The 24,327-nt window shown below is 40.5% G+C and carries 26 protein-coding genes and 1 tRNA gene; 6 read left to right on the forward strand and 21 right to left on the reverse strand.

The annotated features are described in order from the left end of the window. Positions 1–454: 454 nt before the first annotated feature. Entirely contained in the window at positions 455–1,417 is a 963-nt protein-coding gene (locus MSBRW_RS13285; RefSeq protein ID WP_011307230.1) for a hypothetical protein, read from the forward strand. 403 nt (positions 1,418–1,820) lie between these two features. Here the strand turns inward: MSBRW_RS13285 and MSBRW_RS22430 are convergent, their stop codons facing one another. Continuing rightward, a complete protein-coding gene (locus MSBRW_RS22430) occupies positions 1,821–2,024 on the reverse strand; it encodes a hypothetical protein (protein ID WP_196297998.1) in 204 nt (67 codons plus the stop codon). A gap of 65 nt (positions 2,025–2,089) precedes the next feature. On the opposite strand from MSBRW_RS22430, the gene MSBRW_RS13290 reads away from it, so the two are divergent. Continuing rightward, positions 2,090–3,592 carry an asparagine synthetase B family protein gene (locus MSBRW_RS13290; protein WP_230669757.1) on the forward strand — a complete coding sequence of 501 codons (1,503 nt, stop codon included), beginning with the start codon at positions 2,090–2,092 and terminating at the stop codon, positions 3,590–3,592. A gap of 374 nt (positions 3,593–3,966) precedes the next feature. Next, positions 3,967–4,761, forward strand: coding sequence for an ATP-binding protein (locus MSBRW_RS13295; protein WP_080565360.1), 795 nt, complete (start codon positions 3,967–3,969; stop codon positions 4,759–4,761). A 52-nt stretch (positions 4,762–4,813) separates the two neighbouring features. Here MSBRW_RS13295 and MSBRW_RS13300 read toward each other — a convergent pair whose 3' ends face one another. From MSBRW_RS13300 to nikR, 5 genes are all read right to left on the reverse strand, one after another. Further along, positions 4,814–5,389 carry a tetratricopeptide repeat protein gene (locus MSBRW_RS13300; protein WP_011307226.1) on the reverse strand — a complete coding sequence of 192 codons (576 nt, stop codon included), beginning with the start codon at positions 5,387–5,389 and terminating at the stop codon, positions 4,814–4,816. Between the two features lie 653 nt (positions 5,390–6,042). Then, entirely contained in the window at positions 6,043–7,248 is a 1,206-nt protein-coding gene (locus MSBRW_RS13310; protein WP_011307224.1) for a calcium/sodium antiporter, read from the reverse strand. Between the two features lie 261 nt (positions 7,249–7,509). Further along, positions 7,510–8,037, reverse strand: a complete 528-nt coding sequence (locus tag MSBRW_RS13315) for a GNAT family N-acetyltransferase (RefSeq protein ID WP_230669760.1) — start codon at positions 8,035–8,037, stop codon at positions 7,510–7,512. A 478-nt stretch (positions 8,038–8,515) separates the two neighbouring features. Then, positions 8,516–9,025 (reverse strand): GNAT family N-acetyltransferase, encoded by a 510-nt coding sequence (locus tag MSBRW_RS13320; RefSeq protein WP_230669762.1) that lies wholly within the window; start codon positions 9,023–9,025, stop codon positions 8,516–8,518. A 295-nt stretch (positions 9,026–9,320) separates the two neighbouring features. After that, a complete protein-coding gene (gene nikR / locus MSBRW_RS13325) occupies positions 9,321–9,746 on the reverse strand; it encodes a nickel-responsive transcriptional regulator NikR (RefSeq protein WP_011307221.1) in 426 nt (141 codons plus the stop codon). 597 nt (positions 9,747–10,343) lie between these two features. Here nikR and MSBRW_RS13330 point away from each other — a divergent pair. Together MSBRW_RS13330 and MSBRW_RS13335 are read left to right on the forward strand one after the other, a co-directional pair. After that, positions 10,344–11,108 (forward strand): peptidylprolyl isomerase, encoded by a 765-nt coding sequence (locus MSBRW_RS13330; RefSeq protein ID WP_011307220.1) that lies wholly within the window; start codon positions 10,344–10,346, stop codon positions 11,106–11,108. 153 nt (positions 11,109–11,261) lie between these two features. Then, a tRNA-Ser gene (locus tag MSBRW_RS13335) sits at positions 11,262–11,346 on the forward strand. A 134-nt stretch (positions 11,347–11,480) separates the two neighbouring features. Here MSBRW_RS13335 and MSBRW_RS13340 read toward each other — a convergent pair. The 13 genes from MSBRW_RS13340 to MSBRW_RS13395 form a co-directional block, all read right to left on the reverse strand. Then, a complete protein-coding gene (locus MSBRW_RS13340) occupies positions 11,481–12,338 on the reverse strand; it encodes a hypothetical protein (protein WP_011307219.1) in 858 nt (285 codons plus the stop codon). Between the two features lie 65 nt (positions 12,339–12,403). Next, the gene (locus tag MSBRW_RS13345; protein WP_011307218.1) at positions 12,404–13,351 is read right to left on the reverse strand and encodes a tyrosine-type recombinase/integrase; all 948 of its coding nucleotides are present in this window, start codon (positions 13,349–13,351) and stop codon (positions 12,404–12,406) included. 141 nt (positions 13,352–13,492) lie between these two features. Then, positions 13,493–13,807: a hypothetical protein gene (locus MSBRW_RS13350; protein ID WP_048102810.1), complete on the reverse strand. Its 315-nt coding sequence runs from the start codon at positions 13,805–13,807 to the stop codon at positions 13,493–13,495. Positions 13,808–13,870: 63 nt separating this feature from the next. Beyond that, complete coding sequence (locus MSBRW_RS13355) at positions 13,871–14,866, reverse strand: hypothetical protein (protein WP_011307217.1); 996 nt, start codon at positions 14,864–14,866, stop codon at positions 13,871–13,873. Between the two features lie 2 nt (positions 14,867–14,868). Then, positions 14,869–15,036, reverse strand: coding sequence for a hypothetical protein (locus MSBRW_RS22435; RefSeq protein WP_155398288.1), 168 nt, complete (start codon positions 15,034–15,036; stop codon positions 14,869–14,871). After that, positions 15,036–15,425 carry a hypothetical protein gene (locus MSBRW_RS13360; RefSeq protein WP_011307216.1) on the reverse strand — a complete coding sequence of 130 codons (390 nt, stop codon included), beginning with the start codon at positions 15,423–15,425 and terminating at the stop codon, positions 15,036–15,038. Before MSBRW_RS13360 ends, MSBRW_RS22435 begins: the two co-directional genes overlap by 1 nt. Beyond that, positions 15,412–15,828, reverse strand: coding sequence for a hypothetical protein (locus MSBRW_RS13365; RefSeq protein WP_011307215.1), 417 nt, complete (start codon positions 15,826–15,828; stop codon positions 15,412–15,414). Before MSBRW_RS13365 ends, MSBRW_RS13360 begins: the two co-directional genes overlap by 14 nt. A 5-nt stretch (positions 15,829–15,833) precedes the next feature. Beyond that, entirely contained in the window at positions 15,834–15,965 is a 132-nt protein-coding gene (locus tag MSBRW_RS23945) for a hypothetical protein (RefSeq protein ID WP_268990263.1), read from the reverse strand. Between the two features lie 11 nt (positions 15,966–15,976). Beyond that, positions 15,977–16,348 carry a hypothetical protein gene (locus MSBRW_RS13370; protein WP_048102809.1) on the reverse strand — a complete coding sequence of 124 codons (372 nt, stop codon included), beginning with the start codon at positions 16,346–16,348 and terminating at the stop codon, positions 15,977–15,979. A 33-nt stretch (positions 16,349–16,381) separates the two neighbouring features. Then, complete coding sequence (locus MSBRW_RS13375) at positions 16,382–16,819, reverse strand: hypothetical protein (RefSeq protein ID WP_011307214.1); 438 nt, start codon at positions 16,817–16,819, stop codon at positions 16,382–16,384. Between the two features lie 14 nt (positions 16,820–16,833). Then, entirely contained in the window at positions 16,834–17,778 is a 945-nt protein-coding gene (locus tag MSBRW_RS13380) for a hypothetical protein (protein ID WP_011307213.1), read from the reverse strand. 2 nt (positions 17,779–17,780) lie between these two features. Next, positions 17,781–19,916: a carboxypeptidase-like regulatory domain-containing protein gene (locus tag MSBRW_RS13385; protein ID WP_011307212.1), complete on the reverse strand. Its 2,136-nt coding sequence runs from the start codon at positions 19,914–19,916 to the stop codon at positions 17,781–17,783. A gap of 393 nt (positions 19,917–20,309) precedes the next feature. Then, on the reverse strand, positions 20,310–20,639 hold the full coding sequence (locus tag MSBRW_RS13395; protein WP_011307211.1) for a hypothetical protein: 330 nt from the start codon (positions 20,637–20,639) through the stop codon (positions 20,310–20,312). 542 nt (positions 20,640–21,181) lie between these two features. Here MSBRW_RS13395 and MSBRW_RS13400 point away from each other — a divergent pair. Continuing rightward, on the forward strand, positions 21,182–21,580 hold the full coding sequence (locus MSBRW_RS13400) for a hypothetical protein (protein WP_155398290.1): 399 nt from the start codon (positions 21,182–21,184) through the stop codon (positions 21,578–21,580). 186 nt (positions 21,581–21,766) lie between these two features. Here the strand turns inward: MSBRW_RS13400 and MSBRW_RS13405 are convergent, their stop codons facing one another. Beyond that, on the reverse strand, positions 21,767–22,003 hold the full coding sequence (locus tag MSBRW_RS13405; protein ID WP_048102806.1) for a hypothetical protein: 237 nt from the start codon (positions 22,001–22,003) through the stop codon (positions 21,767–21,769). 111 nt (positions 22,004–22,114) lie between these two features. After that, on the reverse strand, positions 22,115–24,229 hold the full coding sequence (locus MSBRW_RS13410; protein ID WP_011307210.1) for a rolling circle replication-associated protein: 2,115 nt from the start codon (positions 24,227–24,229) through the stop codon (positions 22,115–22,117). Positions 24,230–24,327 lie beyond the last annotated feature (98 nt).

The raw sequence follows: 24,327 nt of genomic DNA on the forward strand, positions 1-24,327 counted from the left end.
TTGTAGGCTGGCCGACAATTATTGGTAGTAATAAAAATATGCTAAAAAAAGCAAATAAGGCCTTTAAATCAAAAAAGAAGGAATTCAATTATTACCAGAGATAATTGTCGGACAGCCTGCTTGCAGCGGGGTGCGCCAGTGCAACTTTGATTTTTGATTCTGCCTTTATCTCTTTTTTGCGACTGATTTTCATAATTTCCTTTTGAATAAGATATTTCAACTGAAAACTTGAAAGATTAGTTCAATAAATAACTATATATATTAGATAGTAGGTAATTAATTTCTGTATTAATAAGATATACTTTTTGTTATATCAGAGAGAACATCTCGCATATTAACTGTGGTATGAAATTTAAAAGTAGTATCCAAAGAAGTAAATCGTAAGTTTTGGGATAGACTCATCAAAGATGTAAAGCTAAGAACTTGATTCGTTTTTAACCCAGGATGATAAATAATGTTAGCTGTTGAAACAAGTGGACTCAAAGGAATAACGAGCTTTACCACATATGATAGCGGCGAACTGAAGGACTGTAAGCTTGAAGAGTATAATTTAATTCACACAAGGTACGGAGATCTTGTTCCACAATATGGTGATCTAGGATTTCGAAGAAAGCAGTTAGCAGTATTGTCTTTCTACAAAAGTGGGAAAGTTAAAAATATCTCATTAGAGCAGCAGACTGAAATAAGCACACCAATCGGAACATTCCCGGCAGAACTGGTCACTTTTTTTGAGGATGGATCAATCAATAGTTTGTTCCCTCTAAACGGCCAGATCAGTGGTTTCTGGTCAGAGGAAGAAGAAGGCGAACTTGCACAAAAATTCCATTTTTCATTCCCGTTTGGGGAGTTTTATGCAAAAATAATAGGTTTGCGGTTTTATCCGGACGGAAGAGTCAGAAGCCTGATTTTGTGGCCGAATGAACGAATCATAATTGACACACCTGCAGGAAAAATGCCAGTTCGAATAGGATTTAAGCTTTTTGAAGATGGGAGCATAGAATCTGTAGAACCTGCAGAACCGTTCCCGATTGAAACTCCTATTGGTACAATAAATGCATATGATGCGGATGCACTTGGTATTGATGCGGATAAAAACTCCGTCTGTTTTGACGAAAAAGGTAGATTAATTTCTCTCACTACTTTCGACATCATTACAGTCCAGAAAAAAACTGGTGAAAAAGAAATAATTTTCCCAACGTTAAGGCCGGGCCTGACAACTGAATTTGAAAAAGTGCCGATTAAATTGATCTTTGACGATGATACAGTAAGCATTGGTGATACCAGAGCGACCGACTACAATGATGATGCCAAAACAGCCAACTACAAGATAACTGAATGTGCGTTCTTAATCATGCGCGGTAACTATATGGAAACAAAATTATGCGACGACTGTTCCAGTTGCCAGGGTTGTATGTAAACCTGATGTTTATAGTTGAGCTTGTTTCAAAACTCCTTTAGTCCGTCTAGACCTATATTCGGAGTAGATAAACAGGCTCTTTAAAAAGTTAAAATAGTATACAAGGCAAATATTAAATGGGGTGAAATTCTGGAGTTCAATGAGTTGAACAGCCAGAAATACAACCAATAAAGCCTTGAATAGGATTTGCACCTTACAAGGCAAGGCAGCTTGTCCTCTGCAGATACGGAGTCCTGTGAGGAAGTAACTGCTACGGCGCCTACAAACCTGAAAATAACTTATATCTTACTCGCTGCTGCTGTATTTACTGCGTAAGCTCAATATGAATAGGAGACGAAAAAAGCGCAATAAACCCTTTTTAAATTGCAACCCTGACTATTCCTTAATCAATAGTTTTGATTACTTATGAATCAGTAATTCTAACTATTCTTGAATCAGTAATTCTAACTATTTTTGAATCAGTAATTTTAACTGTTCTTGAATCAGTAATTCTAACTATTCTTGAATCAGTAATTCTAACTATTCTTGAATCAGAAATTCTAACTATTCTTGAATCAGAAATTCTAACTATTCTTGGATTTGCTATTTTTAATACTCTTAAATTCACAGTTTTTATCATTCTGGATTTGGTATCTTTTTAAAATGGAAAAATGATAAATAGAGATAGAGTGCGTGTATACACCGAATATAACGAAAAAAGGAGTAAACATGTGCGGAATAGCAGGAGCAGCAGGAACTCCTGATACAAATGAAGAAGTAAAAAGAATGCTTGCAGCCCTGGGGCACAGAGGGCCCGATGCTTGCGGAACCTATCAGGCCAAAGGACTGAGTATAGGAAATACTCTGCTTAAAATCACAGGCGACATGCTCCAGCCTCTGGTTGGAAAAGGAGCTCTGGTACTCAATGGAGAAATTTTCAATTTCAGGGAACTTGCAGCCGAACAGGGTATAAAAACCAATTCAGACACTGAAGTACTTTTTGCTCTCATAGAAACAAAGATAAAGGAAGGAGAAACGCCTACAAATGCGATTTTTTCTGTACTTTCCAGAGTAAATGGAGATTACGCTCTGGCCTATGTCCTGGGTAACAAACTTGTACTCGCTAGAGACCCTGTAGGAGTCAAACCTCTGTTTTATTCCCTGGAAAAGGAAGGAAAAAAACCTAAACTCGCTTTTGCCTCCGAAAAAAAAGCTTTTTCCAGCCAAAAGGACCAGATAAAATCTTTTCCGCCTGGCAGAGTTATGGCTTTCGATATCAGAAATGGAAGGCTTGAAGAAAAATCCCTTACAATTGATCCTCCGCAAGAAAGAATCTCAGAAGAACACGAAGCCTCTTCCCGCCTAAAGGCGGCTCTTGAAAAAGCTGTAGAGATAAGGCTTACAAAAACTTCAGGAATTGCGTTTTCAGGAGGAATTGACAGTACCTTTTTAGCTGCCCTTGCAAAAAACATTGATCCCTCAATTTCCCTTTATGCTGTCGGGCTTCCTGATTCCCATGACCTTGTCCAGGCTCAGCGTGCGGCTGAAGTTGCTGGCATGAGTGATTCCCTCAAGACTCATACCCTTTCTCCCGAAGAAATTGAGGCTGCAATCCCGAACGTGATCTATTCGACGGAATCTACGGACCCTATGAAAATTGCAATTGGGCTTCCACTCTATTTTGTAGCGAAAACTGCAAAAGAAGACGGAAAACGAGTCCTTCTCACAGGTCAGGGTGCAGACGAACTTTTTGGAGGTTATAACAGGCACAAGGCCCTCCTAGAGCATGGTCCTAAGGTACTTGACAGAGCGATCTACACAGACCTTAAAAACATTTCAACTATAAACCTTGAAAGGGACGACATGGTTACCATGGCCAACTCTGTAGAGCTCAGGGTGCCTTTTCTGGATAAGGAGGTAATAAAAACAGGGCTTGCAATCAGCCCTGAACTCAAAGTCCTTAAAAGAGATAGCCTGTATATAAGAAAATATATCCTGAGAAAAGCCGCAGACGGCCTGCTTCCATCGGAACTTCTCTGGAAAGAAAAGAAAGCAATCCAGTATGGGACAGGAGTTCAAAAGGTACTTGACAGGCTTGCCCGCGAGGCAGGATTTTCAAAAAGGGAAGGAAACCATATCGAGAAATACCTAAAAAAGGTTGCTGAAAACCAGGGGTTCGATTTCATATTCAGGTAAAGGAGTTACCTACTGAATGAGGCCTACTGAATAAGGTAATTAATTCCGTGCCCGATATTTACGGTCGTTATAATCTTTTGAAATACTTTTTAATTATTATTAAATATCTTTTTAATCATTATAAAACGAAAAGACTTTAAACAATACTCTCTAAGGAATGATGGGATGAAGACAGGGATAGATGAACAAGTATAAATGAACAAGTATAAACGGCTTGATGACCATATCCCTGCTTAGAAAATCACTATAGTTAATCTGAATTAACAATTATTTGAATTAACAATTATTTGAATTAACAATTATTTGAATTAACAATTATTTGAATTAATAATTAATTTGAATTAACAGTTGATCTAAATTAATGTTCAGGGGGAATCCTCATAAAAATAGCAATTACCGGAAAAGGCGGCGTTGGAAAAACAACTCTCTCAGGCACTCTGGCCAGACTGCTTGCAAGGGATGGATACGAGGTACTGGCAATAGATGCAGACCCGGATATGAACCTGGCATCTTCGCTTGGGGTCGAAACTCCCCCTAAGCCCCTGACAGAATTCAAAGACCTAATTCAGGAAAGGGCAGGTGCCCCAGGTGGAGCTTTCGTCTACAACCCTAAAGTCGATGATATTGCGAGTAAATATGGAGTTATAGGGCCCGATGGAGTCAGAATGCTTGTTATGGGTACCGTAGACCGCGGGGGAAGTGGATGTATGTGTCCGGCCTCAGCTTTCCTGAGAGCTCTTCTCAGGCACCTTATGCTCAAGGAAAAGAGTGCAGTGATCCTTGATATGGAAGCAGGGATCGAACATCTCGGAAGGGGCACTACAAGAGGGATGGACCTCATGATCATTGTAGTTGAGCCTGGGGCAAGATCGCTTGAAACAGCTGAGAGAATAAAAAAACTGTCTTCCGAAATAGGGATAAAACACCTTGCTGCCGTAATTAATAAAGGAGGCTCAGGAAAAGTTAATGATAAACTTGAAGATATGGGCATCCAGGTACTTGGAGAAATTCCCTTTGACACCATGTTAATGCAGGCCGACCTGGAGAAACGGGCTCCTATTGAGGTAGGTGGCGAAGCTATTGACGCTATAGTAAAAATTAAGGAAAAACTGATGGAAGTCGTTGAAGAGATCGAGATAGAAGAGGAAGATAGCAAGAGCAAAAAATAAAGGCCGATTTCCGGCCCTGCACTTTTCATATCAGATTTCTAAAATTCTTAATTCAATTGAAGCCGCTGTCTGGAGAGTCAGCTAAAGTTCCTTTTTTATAAATAATTTCCAGGAGCCTCAATTTCTTTTCTCTGATAAGAACATCAGTTGGATCGATCTCAAGCGCTTTATCATAACACTTCATAGCTTCCCCATATCTTCCAAGGCTTTCCAGAGCTGAACCTTTCTGATATAACGAGAATACATCGTCAGGATTTACTTTCAAAACCTCATCATAAGACGCGATCGACTTTTCAAATTCATTCAAGTTGTTATAGGCAAAACCCATAAGGCACCTGATCCCCAGATTTTCAGGATCGATTTCAAGAGCTCTGTCATAGCATTCAAGAGCTTCCTTTGATTTCCCTATCCTGTCCAGGGCGAAACCTTTCTGGATCCAGGCATCGAGAAACAAAGGGTCCAGAGTTAAGGCTTTATCATACAGCCTGAGTTTGTCTTCGTAACTGCCAGTCTCGCCAGCTTTGGCAAGGAGCTGCCTGAGATCCTCTGGTTCTTCGGTTTTTTCTGCCGTTTGCGACTCCTTTTGCTTTGCTTTATCCATCTTTTCACTCACCTTTTCTTCTGTCATATCGGAATCCTCGCTTTTCCATTGAAAGCTCATTCCGGACCTCTTTCGGGTTTTTGCCACACCTGGTCGTTTTTACATTTCATGTATGGAACCAGAGCTAAAACTGGTATTTTGCATTTTTTGTTTTCAATGAGATATACTTTTTCTGATTCGAATTTTCCCTAATATAAAACTGTTCTGTAACTGAAGGAATACAGTCGATTCCATTGGTTATCGGTTAAGAAATTTTTTTGCCTGAAAGCTATCGATTTTGCATTAGAAGCCGGCCTTAAATTTTGGCCTGTTTACAGAAATCGATGCTCTGCTTCACCTCACAATTTATAGAAATATTTGACAAATGTTGTGAAAATGGAGAGAACTTGTCACGATTTCTCAATTAACCGAAGACGCATGATTTTTGATTATATCTTTGATTATACTTTTGATTATATCTTTGATTATACTTTTGATAATATCTTTGATTATATTTTTGATAATATCTTTGATAATATTTTTGATAATATCTTTGATTATATTTTTGATAATATCTTTGATTATATTTTTGATAATATCTTTGATTATATTTTTGATAATATCTTTGATTATATTTTTGATAATATCTTTGATTATATTTTTGATTCCTATATTCTCTGGGTTTACTTGAGAGAGTGTATTTATCCCAGCCAGAGGATCAGAACCATGAAGCTCAGATAGAGAAGGATCAGGATAAGCCCTTCGAACTTTTTGACTCTCCAGCCCGTTCGTATAAATAAGATGAGCAGGAGGCTCATTATCAGCATAAAAGGCGCTATATAATAAATACTGAGGCCGGTTACCGTGATTGGGTGGACAAGTCCTGAGCATCCCAGTATCAAAAGTATATTTGCAATATTTGACCCTATGACATTTCCAAGAGCAATGCCAGCATAATCACTCCGGGCTGCCGAAATGGTTACCATGAGTTCAGGAACTGAAGTCCCAACCGCAACAAGGCTTATTCCTATAAGCGTCTCTGGAACTTCCAGCAGCAGAGCAAAGAAGACTGCCTGTTCGACAAAATACTTTGCCCCAATTATGATTGCAGCCCCGCTTGCTATAAGCTTGAAAAATTCTATTAAAAGGCTGGTTTCGTAAAGGTTTTCTTCTGTAACTTCGACATCAATATCTTCATATTCAGGATCCGTTTTCGATTTGGTTCCCAATTCGGTTATTGATTCATTTTTGGTTCGCATTTCAATTTCGGATTCGCTTTCGTTTTTCTTTTGAGTTCTTTTTCCGGTTATTTGGGTGCTTTTTTTCGTTTCTTCAAAGTTTTGATTTCTTTTTTCGCGTTCCTGAACCTGGAGTTTAATTCTTGATTTCAGATCGAAAAGATACTCAAATTTGAAAAAATAAATCATAAAATCTTTAAAATATATCTCTTCTTCATGTCTTTTCACTTTATCGAGCAGGAATAAAAGATAGGCAAGATAAAATAAAATAAAAATTAAGGCTTCTAACCTCGAAATTTTAAAGTCGAGCATAAAAAAAAAGAGGAGAAAAGAGGCAAATAACATTATATAGCCATCCCTTCTCAGCATAACCTCTTCAGTCTTGATATTTGTCAGGAGAGCTGCCGTACTTGCAATCAGACCTATATTAGCAATATTTGACCCAAGTATATTGCCTATAACTATCCCACTTGCTTGCTGGAAAGATGCCGTCAGAGAGGATGCAAGCTCAGGCACTGACGTGCCCACGGACACAAGAGTCAATCCTATTACAAATTCGGATACTCCAAACCTTCTTGCAATCCGGGATGATGTTAATACGAAGAGGTCTGATCCTTTTACGAGCAGTAAGAGCCCGCCAAGAAATATAAGGATATTAATTACAGGCACACTGAAGTGAGAGCCCGAGATTTATTTAAATCTATCTTTGAACATAAAATCGACCTGAAGTTATTACCCTGGATAAAGTTATTATCCTGAATGAAGTTATTAATCTGAAAAAATATTTTCAAACTGTGAAACAGAAAACATAGCAAAAAATAAGTAATATAGGAAAACATAGCAAAAAATAAGTAATGTAGGAAAACATAGCAAAAAATAAGTAATATAGGAAATACATCAAAACGAAAATAAGCAATACAAGGAAACGCTTTAAATAAGCCTTAATTCCATCTCATAACAGCTTTCTTTCTGGCCGCAGATATTTTTTACCTTTTTTATTTTCCGAAAGCCTATTTTTTTGTATAAATGTATCGCAGGAAGATTGTTTATATTCACATATAAGAGAACGGATGATATTCCGTTTACCTTCATCTCTTCAGTACTGCTCCTTAATAACCTCTCAGCAAAACCCCTGCCTCTAAAATTTCTGTCAGTTGCAATTGAGGATATTACTGATTTTTTCTCAAACCCTTTGAGGGAAATTGCAGGTTTAAGGTAGTAGACGCAGTAACCCACGATTTCATCCTTACTCTTCATAACATAAAATATATTTCTTGAATTCTTCGAATATCTTATAAGTTTTTCCGAGCTTCCATTTTTAAATCCTTCGGTCTGGATTCTAAGAACTTCAGGAAGCATGTAGTCTTCTATAGAAACAATATCTCCTTTTTCTATTGACTTCCATTTTTTTACCAGTAGATTACCAGTAGTATCTTGCAGTAGTTTCTTAAGATTCATCAAGTACCCAACTGATCGGGTGTGAATTTTGATAGTACCCATTAAAATCACTCTTGGGCAAGGCCGTTGGTGAAATTCTCTTTTTTAAAGTTTACGGTTTCAAACCATTAAAAACTTCCGACTTTTTGGTGACAGAAATTCCCCACAGCCAGGTTGGTGACAGAAATATCTCACAGACAGGTTGGTGACAGAAATTTCTCACAGACAAGTAATTATACGCACCTTAGAAAATTCGATTTTTATTTAAATATATCTATTCTCAAAACTTATCAATTATTGCATCGAGGAAAAAAGGCCAGGTAAAATCCCAAATTATTATTGTACAAAAGGAATGCTTGAATAAAATCAGCTTTTTTGTAAAAACCTTTGTTCATAAGGGCTTGTATCAAAAAGTTTGAGAAGAATATTTAGGAATTATAGAGTTTAAGGAATTAAGTTTAAGGAATTAAGTTTAAGGAAGTATAGACAGTCCTGAGAATTAAAGAATTCTTAATTCCATTTCATAACACGTCTCTTTCAAGCCACATATGTCTTTTATTTCTTTAATTTTCCTGAAGCCCATTTTTTCATACAACCTTATGGCAGGAAGGTTTTTCGCATTTACATATAAGAAAATCGAAGATATTCCATTTAACCTCATTTCTTTAATGCTTTCTCTTAATAAATTCTCTCCATAATGTTTTCTTCTAAAATTCTTATCTATTGAAATTGAATAAATTACGGATTTTTTCATAAAACCTTTTAGAGACAGAACAGGCTTCAAATAATATATGCAGTAACCCACAACCTGATCATAGCTTTTTGTCACATAAAAGATCTTTTTCATTCTTTTCGAATATCGTCTAACACCATTCCGGCTTTTAGTTCCAAAACCTTCAGCCTGAATTCTGATAATTTCAGGAAGCATGGAATCTTCTACGGATACAACGTTTTTTTTCTCGATCTGTACCCATTTTCTTATAAATAGATTAGTTATTATATCCTTCATCAATCTCTCGAAACTCGTTACATATACGTTTAATGTAACCTGAATTTTTGTTAGGCCCATAAAAATCACTTTTAAGCGAGTATAATAATTTGCAAGTTTACCCCAATAATTCCTTAGATTCTGTATCCGATAAATTGAGTTTTCCGCTTCTTAACAAATAATACGAGTGGTTTCCGATTCCATGTCTCCAGGAATACTCACAGCTTTTGAAGTGGAATTTAATACCTGAATTTTAGAATAAGTAAATTTTAAACTATTTTCCAGGATCAGAAAGCTTTTAAGTTCCCTTTTATATTCACTTTTCAATCTTCTCTTCTGGAACAGTTGTTAACCTGGAGTGCTTGACTCCCTTTAAACTCAGAATTTTTTCAGTCAGCTCTATTATTTTCTCCCCTTCTCCCTGCAGAATTATTACCTCAAAACACAAATTTGGCTCAATATGGAAGTGCACTGAGGAATTTATCAGATCCAGGTATTCGTGCTGAATACTTGCCAGGGTGCTCGATACCCCTTTTTTTGAGCAATCATATACTATAGAAATCGTTGCAGCTCTTTTGCCCTTGATCTGCTGCATCCATTCATAATGCTGGTTATATGTCCTTATGGCATCCCTTATTCCTTCGGATCGAGAGGAATATCCTCTCTTCACAAGAGTTTTATCAAATTTGTCCAGAAGTTCCCCTGGTATGGAAACCCCTATTCTCATAAGCTTCCTTTCCATATACCCCTCCCGAAAACAAAAATTTTCTATTAAGTACTTATTCCACACATATAGTATAAAACTTAACAGGACACTTAGCGGAAAAAACTAATAGTAGACCCCAGATTCCCCACCGCGATTCCCAGAATTATACCCTAATATTTGATTGTAATCTCGTTGCATAAATAGTAATCGAAAGACATATGAAATATGAGAAAGTTATTAAATTTAGAAATCCATAAAATTCTCAAAGTATTGAGATAGAAATTTCCTGCCGGAACCTCTGCTTTTGTCCGGGTAATTTACAGGAATGCCCTCTTTCTGCAAAAGCTGGTGATCACCATAAGTATGAAGTAAAATAATTTTACCTGCTTATTTTCAAGCCAGTTGTTTGCTAATAGTATATTTCAAGGTCGATTGATATTGATTTCGATAAATTTTTTCTAAAACTAAAATTTTTTATAAGTATCCGTAAAATCGACAGTAACCTTGCGGATTCCCAAAAAGCTTATTAAAGGCAGAGTTCTATAGCGTGAAACACATTTACGCTGAATTGGCTGACAATGAATAATTTTCTTGCTTATCAATTTAGTTTATTTAAAAAAAGAGTTGAAAATTATGGCAATCCAGAAAGGCGATTTCATAAAGTTGAACTACACAGGTAAGTTCGAAGACGGCAGGATTTTCGACACAACAGACGAAGAACTTGCAAAAAAGGAGGACATTTTTAATCCGCGCGGACTTTACGGCGGAGACGTTGTTATTGTCGGGGCAGGTCATACAATTGAGGGCCTTGATGAAGATCTCGAGGGAAAGGAAGTCGGTTACAACGGAAGCATTGTAATCCCACCGGAAAAGGCTTTTGGCCTGAGCAATCCCAAACTTGTGGAAACGATTTCTATCACGAAACTGAAAGACCGAAATGTTCATCCTGGTCTTCCTGTTGAAGTAGATGGCAGAAGAGGAGTTGTCAGCAGGGTTATAGGCCGCAGGGTCACTGTAGACTTTAATAGCCCCCTTGCAGGCAAGACCGTTACCTATGAGTATACTATTGAAAATGTTCTTGAGACTGAAGTTGAGAAAATTCAGGGCCTGCTTGCCCTCTATACCGGCCTCAGGGATATGGAAGTAGAGGCTATTGATGGCGTTGCAAAGATTTATACCCCCACAGGTCTGACTTTCAACCAGCGCTGGCTCATGGCAAAGGACAGGGTTGCATCCGAACTTTTTAAGTATGCTGGCCTTAAGGAAGTCCAGTTCATTGAAAAGCTTACAGCCGAATCCGAAACTCAGATACCAGCCGAGCCCGAAGCTGAAACTGAAGCTGAACCTGAGTCTGAGTCTAAACCAGAAACCGAGGAATCCTCAGAGCCGGAAGTCTGATTTCAGTTTTTTATTGCTCAGAGAGGCGAAGAGCTCTTTCTCTTCGCAAATTTTATATACCATAATTGGGTTTGTTGTATACGCTTTCCGGAATATCATGGTAACCTGTAACTTTCCCTTTGCGGGAAGCTGTAAGAATAATTATTTCAACCTGCTGAGGTAGCCCAGCGGACTACGGCGCCGGTCTTGAAAACCGGTAGCGCTTTGCGCTACGGGAGTTCGAATCTCCCCCTCAGCGCCTAACTTCTCAGCCATTTTTTAAAAATAAATCTGTTTTTTATTAATTAAGCATGAATATATTTTGGCTGTGAGTCGCCGCACTTTCTCATAGAAAGACAAGAGAGGTAATTTAATACATAACCAATTATTTGATTAATTCTTTATTAATTCTTTAATTATCCTTTCCTTTTTCCTTACTTCTACGCTTTTTCTTTCTGTTAATTGCCCTTCAAGAAGGATGAAATCAATTCTTTGCACCTGTATTTTGTTTTCTAGGTCTTCGTATATCGTCTGTTCGAGGTTTCCGATATCAAGAACTACGAGCATTGTGAAATTAAAGAATTTACTGTAATCTTCTACTTGTGCTCTTGCGTTCCTTAAGTGATTTTTGTTTGTTCCTAATTTGAGTTCGATTGCTACCTCGAAACCTGGATCTGGAGCACTTATTACTATGTCTACTTTGTCACCATCACCACAAGGAACTTGTCTTTGGATTTCAAAATTTGGGAATTGATATTTTAAATATTGGAATAAGTGTTTCTCGAATTCATCTTCGGAGTTTATGGCAAAATCCAGACTGAAAGCTTGTATTTTCTGTTTAATGTTTGAGTATAAGATTGAGACTTCCCCTTCCTGGTCTCCTTCCAGATTTTCATTAATGTTAGTTGCGGAAGAGGTGTCTTTTACCATTGTGAGCTTTTTTTCTTTTTCTTCCTGGAGGATGTCGCTTACATCTATGTTTCTCTTTTTTGCATAGTCCAGGATCTCTTCGTAGCTTAAGTTGCTTCTTATACATACTATGTGATCGGTAATTGTAGGCCTTTTATTTTCTATTATATCGGAAAAACGTCCAGGTTTAATAGTTATGTTGTAGTTCTTGGCCATGTATTGAAGCTGTTTTAAAGAGAGTCTTTTAAGAACTCTTGTCTTTTTATTTCGAAGTTCTTTCTGGTCATCTAGATTTTTGGATACTTTCTGTATTCCATTGACTACAGAATGAAGTAAGTTCACTAACACCACCGCTCTTTTAATTTTCTTTTTAAAAAAGTGTAAAGTTTAAGACTATATAAATTTTCTTAGTAGTGAATAAAAAGCTGTGGAACATATTTTAGATAGCTTTCTTTTAATTCAGCTTGGGTTATGTGGTCATAGATGTCTATAGCTTCCTTCCTGGAATCTCCCCGGAGTTCCTGGATTATGGACCTTGGACAGCCGGAGCGACGCATCCAGGTAGTGAAGAAATGCCGGAAGCAGTGAGGCGTGAATTTTTCGTTGAGTTTTCCCTGGGGATTGTGGAAGCCTAGACGCTCTGCGTGTTGTGTTGTAGCGTCGTATACTGTGTCCCGGTTGATCCGGTCACCTTTGACACCGAGAAAGAGAGCCTTAGAGTGGACCTTCGGTCTTTTATTCTGTCTCCATGTAATCCATTCTTGGAGGACCTGAGAACATTCGTTATCAAAGAACACTATACGGTTAGATCTCTTTGCATGTGGCTTTAAGATTGCATAGTTTTTTGAGAGATAGAGGTCCTGGAGATCAAGGTCTATTAGCTCCTGCCTTCTTATTCCTGTCTTGGCAAAGAAAATGAACATTGCTTTAAAGCCGATCCATTCAGTCGAATCTATTAAGGCCCGCATCTGTTCCAGACTGATAAGCTGTCTTTCTTCATGACGTTGTTCTTTGTAGTACCTTAAGTATCGCTTCCTGAATTGAGGGACTATATTTTTTTGTACTCCTTCATATTCGAGGTAATCAAAAAAAGATGAGAGTGCAGCGAAGTAGTTTTCTACTGTAGAAGGAGCGAAGTTTTTTTCATCCCGAATGTGAACGAGAAAAGATTTCAGGACTTCTGGAGAGATTTCTATAGAGTGCCTGGATAGGAAGTATCTCAAGCAACTTTTGTAGGACTGTATAGTTCGTGGGGAGAAGTTCCGAACCTGGCAGTCTAGCAGGAAATTAGAAAGGAGGCTTGTTTCGGGGAGGTCCTGAACACCACAGTCTAAAAGTATGTTGTGTTGATACATGCTAAAAAGTTGTATAATGTTTTTATTAGTGTTTTAAGCCTGTACAGCTGAGTGTAAAAGTTGTACATTATTTATAAAAAATATAGTTTTTGCTCCTGAGGATAGGGAAGCTGAAAAAAAGAGGAGTGAGGTAAGAATTGTTTAGATTGGAGTTAGTTTAGAAACTAGCTCGTACATTGTTTTTTCGTTGAGTTCTAGGGCGGTGGAGTTTATACCGTTTTCGAAAATGTGTTTTTCGATTGATGAACAGCTATCGAGTGTTTCAAGTGTTTCAGGTGTGAGGTAGTTTTTTTCTCTGAGATATTTTTCTACTGCTACGTTAATTGTATTGCTTAGATCAAGACCGTACATGTCGATTGTTTGTTTAAGGAAGTTTTCTAAGGATGGCCGGATTTGTACCCGGTCCTTTTTTCCCAAGCCCAGGTTACGAGCGACGACGATAGAACAGCGTTCCATACTGAACCCCCTTAAAAAATAGATTAGGGATAGTATAAAAAACGTATGGTGTTAAAGTGTTGGTTATTGGGAGACTACGGCTTTTAGGGCGGTTACAAGGTCTTCGAGGCCTATGCTTGATTTCTGGGTTCTGGGTTTATGTTCGGGTTCCAGGTGGCCTATGTACCGGATGTAACCGAGATCTTCACCTTTTCCATACCAGGGGATTCTTATTTTGTCGGTGAAGGTTTTGGAAGGGAAGGAGATTATTGCTTGTCCGGGTTCGAGCTTTTCAAAGAGGCGATTGAAGCGGTATAGTTTAGGCTGTTCGCTGCTGGGGTAGTTTGCGCCTCTGAGGGAGATTAGGAACTGGAAGGAGGACCTTATCCCTGGGCGAAGTTTGCGCCAGCCGTGGGAAGATGCGACGAGTCGGACGTTTTGACTTCTTAGCTGTTCGGCGTTGTGCTGGAGGATTGCGCCTGCTTGCTGGTCTCCTGAGAATCCTTGTCCTCGGCTGGGTGCTATGTTGTTGAGTTCGTCTAGAAAGATTGCTACTCTGGGGTTTTTGCCTTTTAGCTGTGAGTAGGTGTATCCTGCAGGTTTTAGGTCGTAGTTCATTGCTTTTAGGATTAGGGATTCAAAGAGCTTGGCTGTGGTGGGAGCTACTAGGGAAGGGTGAAGTATGAAACGCTGGAGACATAGGACGTTTATGTGGTCACGGTCTAGGAGGTTCCAGACTTCTTTGGGATCCTGGAAGTATATTTTTTCTATTTCGTAGTGTTGGACTTCTTCGCCGTTTTCGTCTTCGAAGAAGTTTATTTCTATATTACATGATTCAGGGATTAGGAGTCTAACAGGGGCCATTCTGGAGAGCTGCAGGATTTCTGAGCTTTTGCCTCTGTCAAACCAGACTAAGGTTTCCCACTGGCTGGCTGGAAGCTTGTTTCTTGCCTGCAGGAAGCCGTCTACGAGCCAGAACATGAGGGTAGTTTTTCCTGATCCTGTATTTCCGTTTTCTAGGCCGTGTTGACCAGGGGAGAGGATGAATTCTTTGAAGAGTTTTTCTTCCCAGCTGTTCAAGGTTAGACCTCCTTTTCTTCGTGTTCTTCGTTGGGTAGGAATGAGGAAAGGAAGGATAGTATCTGATTTTGAGAGTATTTTCCTGCCAGATAGCCGAGTGTAGCGGAGAAGATGCCTACCAGGAGACAGAGCTTTTGTATGTCGAATGGGTCTACAGTCCAGAGTATCATTATTGCCACCTGCTGCCTTGTATTTCTTTGATCATTGATTCGGTTATGAGTTCATGTTTGTGTATTATGGTCATTAGCTGGAGTCTTGTTATGTCCAAGGCTTCTTCTATGGATTTTCTTCTTTCGTCTGCGATTTGGATGTATTCAGGGTCGTCTAAGATTGGTTCGTATGTTCCTCGGATTGTGCTTATGTCTCGGTGGATTTCTTCAAGGAAGTTTTTGTCTTCTTCTTTGAGGCCTTCTTTTTCTGAGACTGCAGCGGTGATTGTGTATATTAGTGCTACAAGGGAGATCTTAGCCCGGAGGCTTGCGTCTATGGTATAGACCTGGGACCTGAGGGCTTCGGCAAGAAGGTAAGGTAGACCAAGGAATTTTTTATCGCTCTGCATCCTGGCTGCCTCCTGACTGTTGAGAGTTACGTTTTTTCAGGAAGGAGAAGAAGGACTTTTTAGGAGGCTGGTTAGGGTCTATTTGGGGGTAGAGTGTTGGGATTACAGGCCTGGGTATGATTGTGTTTACTGCTTCCTGCCTGCCGAGCCGGTCTCTTGAGGCTGAGAGTGAAGCAGCTCTATTCATGAAGCAGATTACGCCGGGTATGGGTATGACGAATTTGTCTACTGATTCATAGAGAGACATTGCGGTGATTTGTTGTTGGCTGAGGTCATACATTGCGTCTGTTGTGGGGTTGATTAGGGCCTGTACAGTGGATCTTTTGAGGGCAATGTCCGAGTTGTCGGAGACCTTCCCGCTGTTTTCTTTTTCTCTGAGTTTGTCTGCTATTTCGTTAGCCATGCTCTTTAATACCCCCTTATAAGTTTTCTCGGAAGTTTTGATATGTTTTCACGTTCAGCCCCAAATATTGAGAGTTGATCTAAATATTTCTCGTTTGGGTTCCTTTTTCGTGTCCAATACTTGAGTTCGTTAGCCATGCTGACCTCCATTATAGCATCTTAATATTGGGATTTAAGGCGTGAAAGCTTAGTTCTTTCTGCATCCTGAGTTTTTGAGTCTGGAAAATCTCAAATGGAATCCTGTTCTTCGTTTTTAGTATCCAGGTTTTGTACACGAGAATATTTCGAGCATCAAAAGGTTTTGACTTCAAGGGACAGTCTTCAGGACAGAAGGTTCCTGGATATTGAACTCCTGAATTCATAGGATGAGTACAAGCGTGGTAGTCTGTGCATATATTGCAATGACTTACCGGAATTGAAAAGGGGCAGTCTTCACAGCAAGTAACTATAAGCTCTTCTGCATATTTGCTGAAAAGATAACAATCAGATTGATACATTCGTTCTACACATGTGTTAGCCATGCTGGACCTCCTTATTTGGAAAATAGTGCTATCTTAGAACATTAGACCAAAGACGAAACCGAAGAGAAGACCGAAAAATATAGCGGCTATGAGTTGTCTTGCTTCGGGTTTGATTTTGAAGGCTTCCTGGAGTATTGCTCCTTGTGTGATGTCGCACATTAGGGCAGGGTTTGTTTTTAGGGCCATCTTTACACGGCCTGTTGGAGTTTCTATTTCGGTTATGTAGGAACTTTCGTCTCGGGTTATGTCGAGGTCTACTACACAACCGCGTTCCTGGTCTACTGCGTAGAGGTCTAGTTTTTTGCGTTTTTCTTCAAGCTGTAGAGGTCGGGCTGAGACTGTGTATTTACTGTCTTCGAGTCTGTCATGAAGCATGTTGTCTTTAAGGACCATGCTTTTGAGCTCAAGGGTTGATGTGCCGGGTATGATTTTTAGGACTTTTACATTTGTTCCGCGTCTAAAGAAACTCAATATGTGAACCCCCCTTAGGTTAGTTTTAGGCTTTGTACTATTGAGGCAATAGTCCGGATGATTGAAGTTAAGAGGTCTATTGCTAGTCTGGCTTTGTCTATGACCCATCCAATGAATGCTGCGTGATCATTGACCACGTTTTTGATTAGTTTGACAGGGCTTTTTGATTTTGTCCTGTGCAGGGAGTAGGTCATTATGAAAAATTCCATTGATAAGATGGTTACTTCGATGTACTCCACAAAAAACAGATTGAAGTAAAAAAATACCTCGTCTATTATGTAACTGGCTATTAAGATTGCAGTTACCAGGTCGTCCCCTACGTATGGAATGAGACCAACAAAGGAAAGGACCGCGTCCCATGTCCAAGAGAAGAATTCATCTATTGCTTCTGAGAACTGTAAGCCGAGGTCTAAGTTAGCTTGTTTTTCAAATTCTTCTTGTGTTGTCGCATAGAGTTTCAGGTCGAAAGGATCTGAACTGTTCCCTGATACGCTTGAGAATTGAAGTATTTCGGAGTTTGTGGCTGTTCCGAAGGATGCTGAGAGAGGAAGCAGGGTAGCGTATACGTCAAGATCAAAGACTGAGTCGACGTTCAAGAAGTAGTATTGAACATGTAGATCCCAATCAAAGGCCGCTGGTGCAAGGGATTCAAGACGCTTGGTTTCTACTGTTCCGTTAGGATATGTTAATGCCAGGTCAAAGTTCCACCAACCCCAGGATTTAGTTGAATTTGCTTGCAGTGTATAGGTTTTTCCGTAGGCGTCAAATTGAAAAGTATTGTTAGAGTTTGCTGGAAGGTCGTATATTTCCATTCCGGAGAGGGAATATCCTTCTGGCGCTTCGATGTTGAATGTTTTGATTCCTTCTCTTGTGATTTCTTCGACTGCAGAGGCAGGAGATACAGCCGCAGCTAAGAGGAGGAGAAGTAAAAAAACTAAAAATATCGGCCTTCGGGCCACGTTTAGAACCTCCAGCCGAGTAATGCGAGGATGAAGACGACGACTACAAGTTTTATGAGGCTTGGCGCTATGCCTTCAAGCCAGGTTAGGGATTCTTTGGCAGATTCTCTGTCTGGCCTGTCAGTGCTTGAAGAAGAACTGCTTGAGCTGCTTGGGCTGCTTGTGTCTTCTTCTCCCCCTCCGGTTCCTTCATCATAGTTTGTGTTTGCTACAAGCTTGACCTGGAGAAGAGTCATTCCGGAGACTGAGACATAACCACTGTATGTGTCATAATTTGTTTTTGAGGTTTGTACTGTGCAAGTTCCGTTTAATCCTGCCTTCTCTATTTTATAGTATCCTCTGCTGTTTGTTGTTGTTGAGTATGTTACAGAGTCTTTTGTAACTGTGACTAATGCGCCCTCTAGGGGTTTTGATGTAGCCCAACTTGTTACAATGCCGTAAAGGCCTGAGGTTTCCGAGTCCAGGATCGGAACTATATAGAAGTTTCTTGTAGAAATTAGGTCCTGGATAGTCACATGCCCAGAATATGTATTATATCCGTCTGCGCTAATTTCTACCGCCCATTTGCCTGCTCGAGCTACGAGAGAATACGAGCCGATTTCGTCAGTCGTTGCGTCCTCTGTGTATATATGTACCGTTGCACCTGGAATGGCTGCCCCTGTATGAGCATCGTATACCCTGCCTGATACGACATAGTCACCTATCCTGACTGTGGCATAATCCTGGTCTAATATATAGCCGTCTGCATTTTTCAAGATTGCGAGGAGTTTGTCACCTGTCGTGTAGTCTGCGAGGTTGATTGCTTTGGCCCCTGTGGAGCTTGATATGTCGAGAGTTGTTTCTTGCATTAATGTGTTTTGACTGTAGACTCTGAAGGTGATAGTTGAGCCTGCCGGAGCCTGCGAGATTAGAAGCTTCGCGGTGTCGTTCAGTTCGAATATATCCTGAGACCATTTGATGGTAGGGTTGTAGTCTGTGAGGATGTCATATGTGGCTATAGCTACATCTTGACCGTCAGGATTGACGAGGAGAACTTCTTTTCCAACTCCTGCAGGTGCGTCGTTCGGCAATACGAGCGTGCCCCATTGTTCTTCTGACGTGAGATCATATGAGAGCACGTCTATAGTTTCTTCGCCGTCCTCCCCTGCATAGGCATCCGTATAGACATGCCATGCAATTTTATAGCCGGATTCAGTATATGAAGGCGGAGTGAAGTCCGGTACGTATGTCCATACTTTGATCGTGTCCCCTGGGGAGTACACGGACTTATCCAGTTCGATTGATCCATCAGATAGGTCTCCTTCTTTTGTGAATTGTTTGCTTCCAAAGAAGGAGTTTCTACCATCGTGATGGTAGAAAAGGCGGATATAATATTCCCCTGTAGAAAGGTTCTCCATTGGAATCTCATATACTGTATGTACTGCGGAGGTAAGAGATTCTTGCCAGACATTGGACCCGCTTGAGTTGTACAGCCGTGCGAACCAATAGTTCCCGCCCGTAGCAGAAGGCACCCCCACCGTGAAAGATTGAGATGTTTCAAGGATAGATACTGTAGCATCGCACCCTATTATCGCGGCGCTGGAACTGGTAGTAATATCATCGAGATATCTCGCTCCGCGTGAAGTTGTCTGGGTGTATATTTCTATTTTTGAAATTCCTCCTTCAGGAGGCGTGATGTAAGATGACGAGCCTTGCAACATACCATTTTGGTAGAGATCTACCCCCAATCCAGAGGGAGTTTCGATGAATTCGAAGCGCTTGAAGGCTGTCGAGTTCGTGTTCAGCCAGGAAGTGGACAATACTTCGTTGTCTCCGGCATCATACATTTTGAGTCGCAGAATCCCCATATAAGATTCGCTTGAAGGGAGGAGATAGGAAAAACCAAGATATCCTTCGTATGACGCTGAGATGGTGGTAATGATTGTTTCCGACTGCTCGTTTGGATATATTGCATATACATGGCTTGTATCCGGAAGGGCGATCACCCTTGGCGGAACTGTGAGCGGAGTCGGGGAGGATAGAACAGAAGCGTCGAGGGCATTTGGGTGGCCTTCAAAACTTATGTCCCATGCTGCAGCCGGTCCTACCGTAAGAAGTAGGAATGTTAGATAGAGTAGTATTTTGAAGATGGATCTCACGTTTAGCGCCTCCTTACTAGTAGGGCTGCAGGTAGCAGGATCACTATGCAGATTAGGAAGAAACTTAGGAGAGTTGGCGCAGTTCGTAGGCTGCCTTCTATGGCTGTGAATGGGTCATCGAGCCAGGACCATTTGGATGGTTTGAGGACGGCCTGATAGGAGTAGGAGTCGTTGAGTTCGAGTATGGTGTCTGTTGTGTTGTAGGTTCCTAGGTGGGTGATTTGTCCGGTTGTGTCGATTTGGTAGAGGTCGAATTCTTGAGAGTGGACGAGGTTTATGTCAGAGAAGGAGACGCTGACATTTGCGGCGGCTGCGCAGGGGCAGAGCATTGAACAGAGAAAAAAAAGAGAAAGGGAGTAAAGGAGAGTACGAGGCATTTGGGGATGCCCTCCTTTATCTGCCAAGGTGAGAAAAGGCGCCGTCGATGGCTGAGAGGATTTTGTCCCAGAACTTCATTATGAAGACATATATGGATATGACCAAGAGTATGGGCATTATTGCGCTGACCATTGCTCCGAAGCTTGGGAGGATTCCACAGAAGCCGTCTATTACGTCTGTGATTTCAGTCCAGTTTACGTCAGCTGCTGAGGCTGGGTTCATCAGCATCATTATCATTGCAGTGAGAGCAATTATTTTGCTCTTGCTTTTGAAGAAGAATCCGTGCTTTTTCGGTTCGGATTCAGCTTTGTTGTTTTTTCGGAATATTTTTGCAAGGAAAGACATACATGAGAATAAAGTGTGAGAATTTATAAGTTTGAGTTTTGTTAGGCATTTTGCCTAATTTTTAGAGAAAAATGCAGTTAGTTACATACATACGCGGGATGTGTGGCCGGAGAAAAGGAAACGACAGCGGTAAAAATGAAAAGGCGTTTTTGAGGAAGGAAGGGGAGAGGTCCGGAGGGCTGCTGGATCCAGGCAGCTTCCTAGAGGGAACTTAAGGTCCTTTGCCTGCAAGGATACAGAGAAATTTTACTGCAGGGATCCAGAGAAATTAAACGAAGATGTAGTTGATTATACGGACACACAACAACAGGAGTATATAGTGCCATTATGGAACGTTTATGGGGCTAAATAGAGAAAATCTAACCTTGCTACTGTGAAGTTCTTAGTTAATAATATTTTAAAACAGAATCTTTTAAATAGTTTTAATTTAAATTAAATTAATAATGTCACAATGTGAAAAAGAATACGTCGATAAAATAACGTTACTTATCTAAATTTCATAAATTATTAGAGGTATAATAAAAATGTGCGGATGTACTCTTTTGTATGGAATAGAAGACATTGATAGATGTACCACAAAAATTAGTTCATTATCACAACTAAAACAAAAATCAGAAGGCGAGTTGAAAGATGCTGAAAACACTATGACAGAATTGAATAACTTAAAAATCAAAGCGATGAGCTTAGAAGATGAAAAGACAATCACTTCACTAGAAGAGCAGGTTACTATTTGTGAAGGCCTTATTACTGCTTGGAAACATAACTTAGATGACTTGCGAGTAGAAATTGATAAACTAAGTAAAGATAGAGATAATGCAATTAATAGAACAGAAATTGATTCAAAGTTACCAGATTTGAAGCATAAGATTAAAGAGTTGTCAGATTCGCGTCTTGATTATCAGAATGAGTTCAATGATATTGTAAATTCAAAGGGGAACTGAGAGCCAATCCAAGAAGTTAAAATTTCCCTACTTTTTCATTTTGTTTAATCTTGTGTCTTTTCAGGAGTTTTGCCGCAGAGTTTGTGAAAAAAATTAGATAAATATTGAAAAATGCACAGGTGTATGACACTGGGCACTTTTCGGCACTGTGCCCAGCGTGATTTAGTAAAAAAAGTAGGAGGGTATTTAAAAAGTGTCTTTGCCCTCTTCATAAAATACTCTACCGTTGCCGTCTCGGAATTCAAACCTCATATTGTCTTTATCACATGGAACCATTTCCCCACCTATAGGACAGGTCGTAAGGTTATCACTTGTGAATGCATTGCTATATGCTTGCTGTGTGCCGAAGTAAATCGGCGAGTCAAACCAAATGCCATGTTCTTTACACTTTATTTGGCATTTAATAAATGTTCGTTTTGTCATAAATTCTCCTAATTTATTTTAAATGTATATAATACAAAATTTTGTACCATCTACATTTAAAATATATATAACTAAAGATATATAAACTTTTGTATGTTACGCTGTAACGTATTAAGATCCACAGATAGCCTCGGCTGATCCTAATAGCGGGCTATCTGAATATATGGTGATGCGAGCGTCTCCGAGTTCGAAACCTGATTCGAGACCTATGACGCCGGCAAATTCGTACAGGCCTTTTGAGATGTAGGGCCTGGGGCGGTGCTCGTCGCTCAGGAGAGAGCTGGAATAGGTAAAAAAGCGGGAATTGAAGACCCAGTAGAGAAGGGCTGCTTCTGGGTTTTTTTCGGCATATTGGCCTTTGAGAAGATATTTTTTCAGGTATTCTAAGGGTTGTCTGCCTTTTGCATCTTCTGGAGCCTGGCCTGGAGCCCAGATATAACCTTGTGTGTCATTCCAGCTTATTTTGTTGATTTTGGTTATTTTTCCCTGGCCGTATTCTTGCCAGATTTTACTTATTTCGTCGTTTCGTTTTAGCCAGCGGATACCGAATATTACTATGTGATAGTGCACGTTTCCATTGCGCTGGAACTCCCGGACGCAAAGGTAAGGAAGTTTCAGGTTGTTGTCGGATTTGACGTATTCGGTGGCAGCTTTCCGGAATTCTGAGGTTTTGATGTTTTGGGTTTTTTGAGTTCTCCGGATCCGTCGGAAGTATTCCGCGTCTGATTCGTTCCGGCCTTGTAGGCCTTCATGCCTGCGAGCTGTGCGAGTTCGGACCTGGAAAGATTCGGTTGCTTCCAGGAAGGAAGTTAAGGATTTTTCGGCGTGCGGTGTGAGGATGTCGCTTGAAAATTCATAGCCGGCCATCTCTTTACCGCCTGGCATGTTGTTCAGGTTTTTTGAGATTTTGACCCGGAGGAATTCAGGGTTTCGTTTTACCAGGTCGTTGATTCTCTGGTCTTTGGCTTCTTTTCGCAAGCGGGTTATCAATTTGTTGAAGTTTTCCTGGAATTTTTTTGTGTCTTCAAAGATGTTCCTGTGCCATTGTCCGCTTGTGAGAGTTAGCAGGATTGCTGATTTGTACTTCCTGGAGGCATCACCAAAGATGTTTTCAAAGCGCAGCCGGGCTTCTATTCTTTTTTCTTCGTTGTTGAAGCGGTTCGCGTTGGGCTTGAAGAGAGGGTCGCCAAAGATGTCTTTTTTCGGCATGAGTACAAGGCGTTCGTTTGTTGTTCGTTCCAGGTAGTCCTGGAAGTCTTCGACGCACTCGTCAAATAGTTCCTGGTTGTTAGGAATGAACTTACGCTTACCTTTTTCGTCTTTTATGTCTATGGTGTAGCCGAAGTTTTTGATGTTGGCTTTTATGAGTTTGTTCACGACTTTAAAGCGTTCAGGGCCGCATTTTCCGAGCTTGAAGGGTTCGAATTTTTTGTACATTGCCTGGTCAAAGAGTTCAAGCATGCGGTCATGAGAGTAAGGAAGGTCTGTGGGTTCTCCTTCTTCCGGGATCCCTTCAGCGCCGAAGGCGCCAAACGCCGGAGTATGTGTTTCTGTGTAGTTTTCCATCATTGAGTCTAGGGTCCAGCCTGCAGGAAGGGACTTTTTCGGTTCGTCGGGATCCTGAAAGTTAAGAGGAGAAAATTCCTCTATGTCCTGGCCAGAGTCCAGGAACTCGGAGTCTTTCTGGAAAAGTTCTTCTTGGAGAATCCTGTCTTTCCGGTTCGGGACCAGAGCAAGATATTTTGCGCTGCCTGGCTTCCCGGAGGTCGGGAGGTCGGAAGGTTCCAGTTCCCCAGCTTCAAGGGCGTCGAGGACCAGTTGAGGATAGTTGAGCTTCCGAAAAATTTGTTTCTCGGCTTTCAAAGCAAGCTGTCTTTTCTGTTGACGGTTTTTTGGCTCCGAACCCGAGCAAATCCTTAGTTTGAGATTTGCCCCGGCAGTAATCAAGTCAAAGCCTTTTGGCGAAAGTCTCACCAGAATATCAGGATTCTGGACCCATTTTTTATAGAAAGTTCGTTTTCCCTGGCTTAACTTTGGGTCTGCTTCCTCGAGGACTTCAACCCATGGACGGCAGATAATAAAGAGTTCTTTCGCTCGCTTGGTCCTGAAAAAATCATATACCTCTCTATAAGAAGCATGGATGAGAGAGGCTAGCTGCTTCATAGTATAAGGTTCTCCGAAGGTAAGCCTGGCAATACCTTCAATCTGAGCATCTGACAAAGACACGCAAAAACCCCCAGGAGTACACGGCACTTTTACATTTTGAAAAATAGAAATCAGTTAAAAGGCCGTGCAGTTAGAGGCCTTTTTCTGGGGTCTGGCAG

The sequence above is a fragment of the Methanosarcina barkeri str. Wiesmoor genome (genome assembly GCF_000969985.1).
GTDB classification, from domain to species: domain Archaea; phylum Halobacteriota; class Methanosarcinia; order Methanosarcinales; family Methanosarcinaceae; genus Methanosarcina; species Methanosarcina barkeri_B.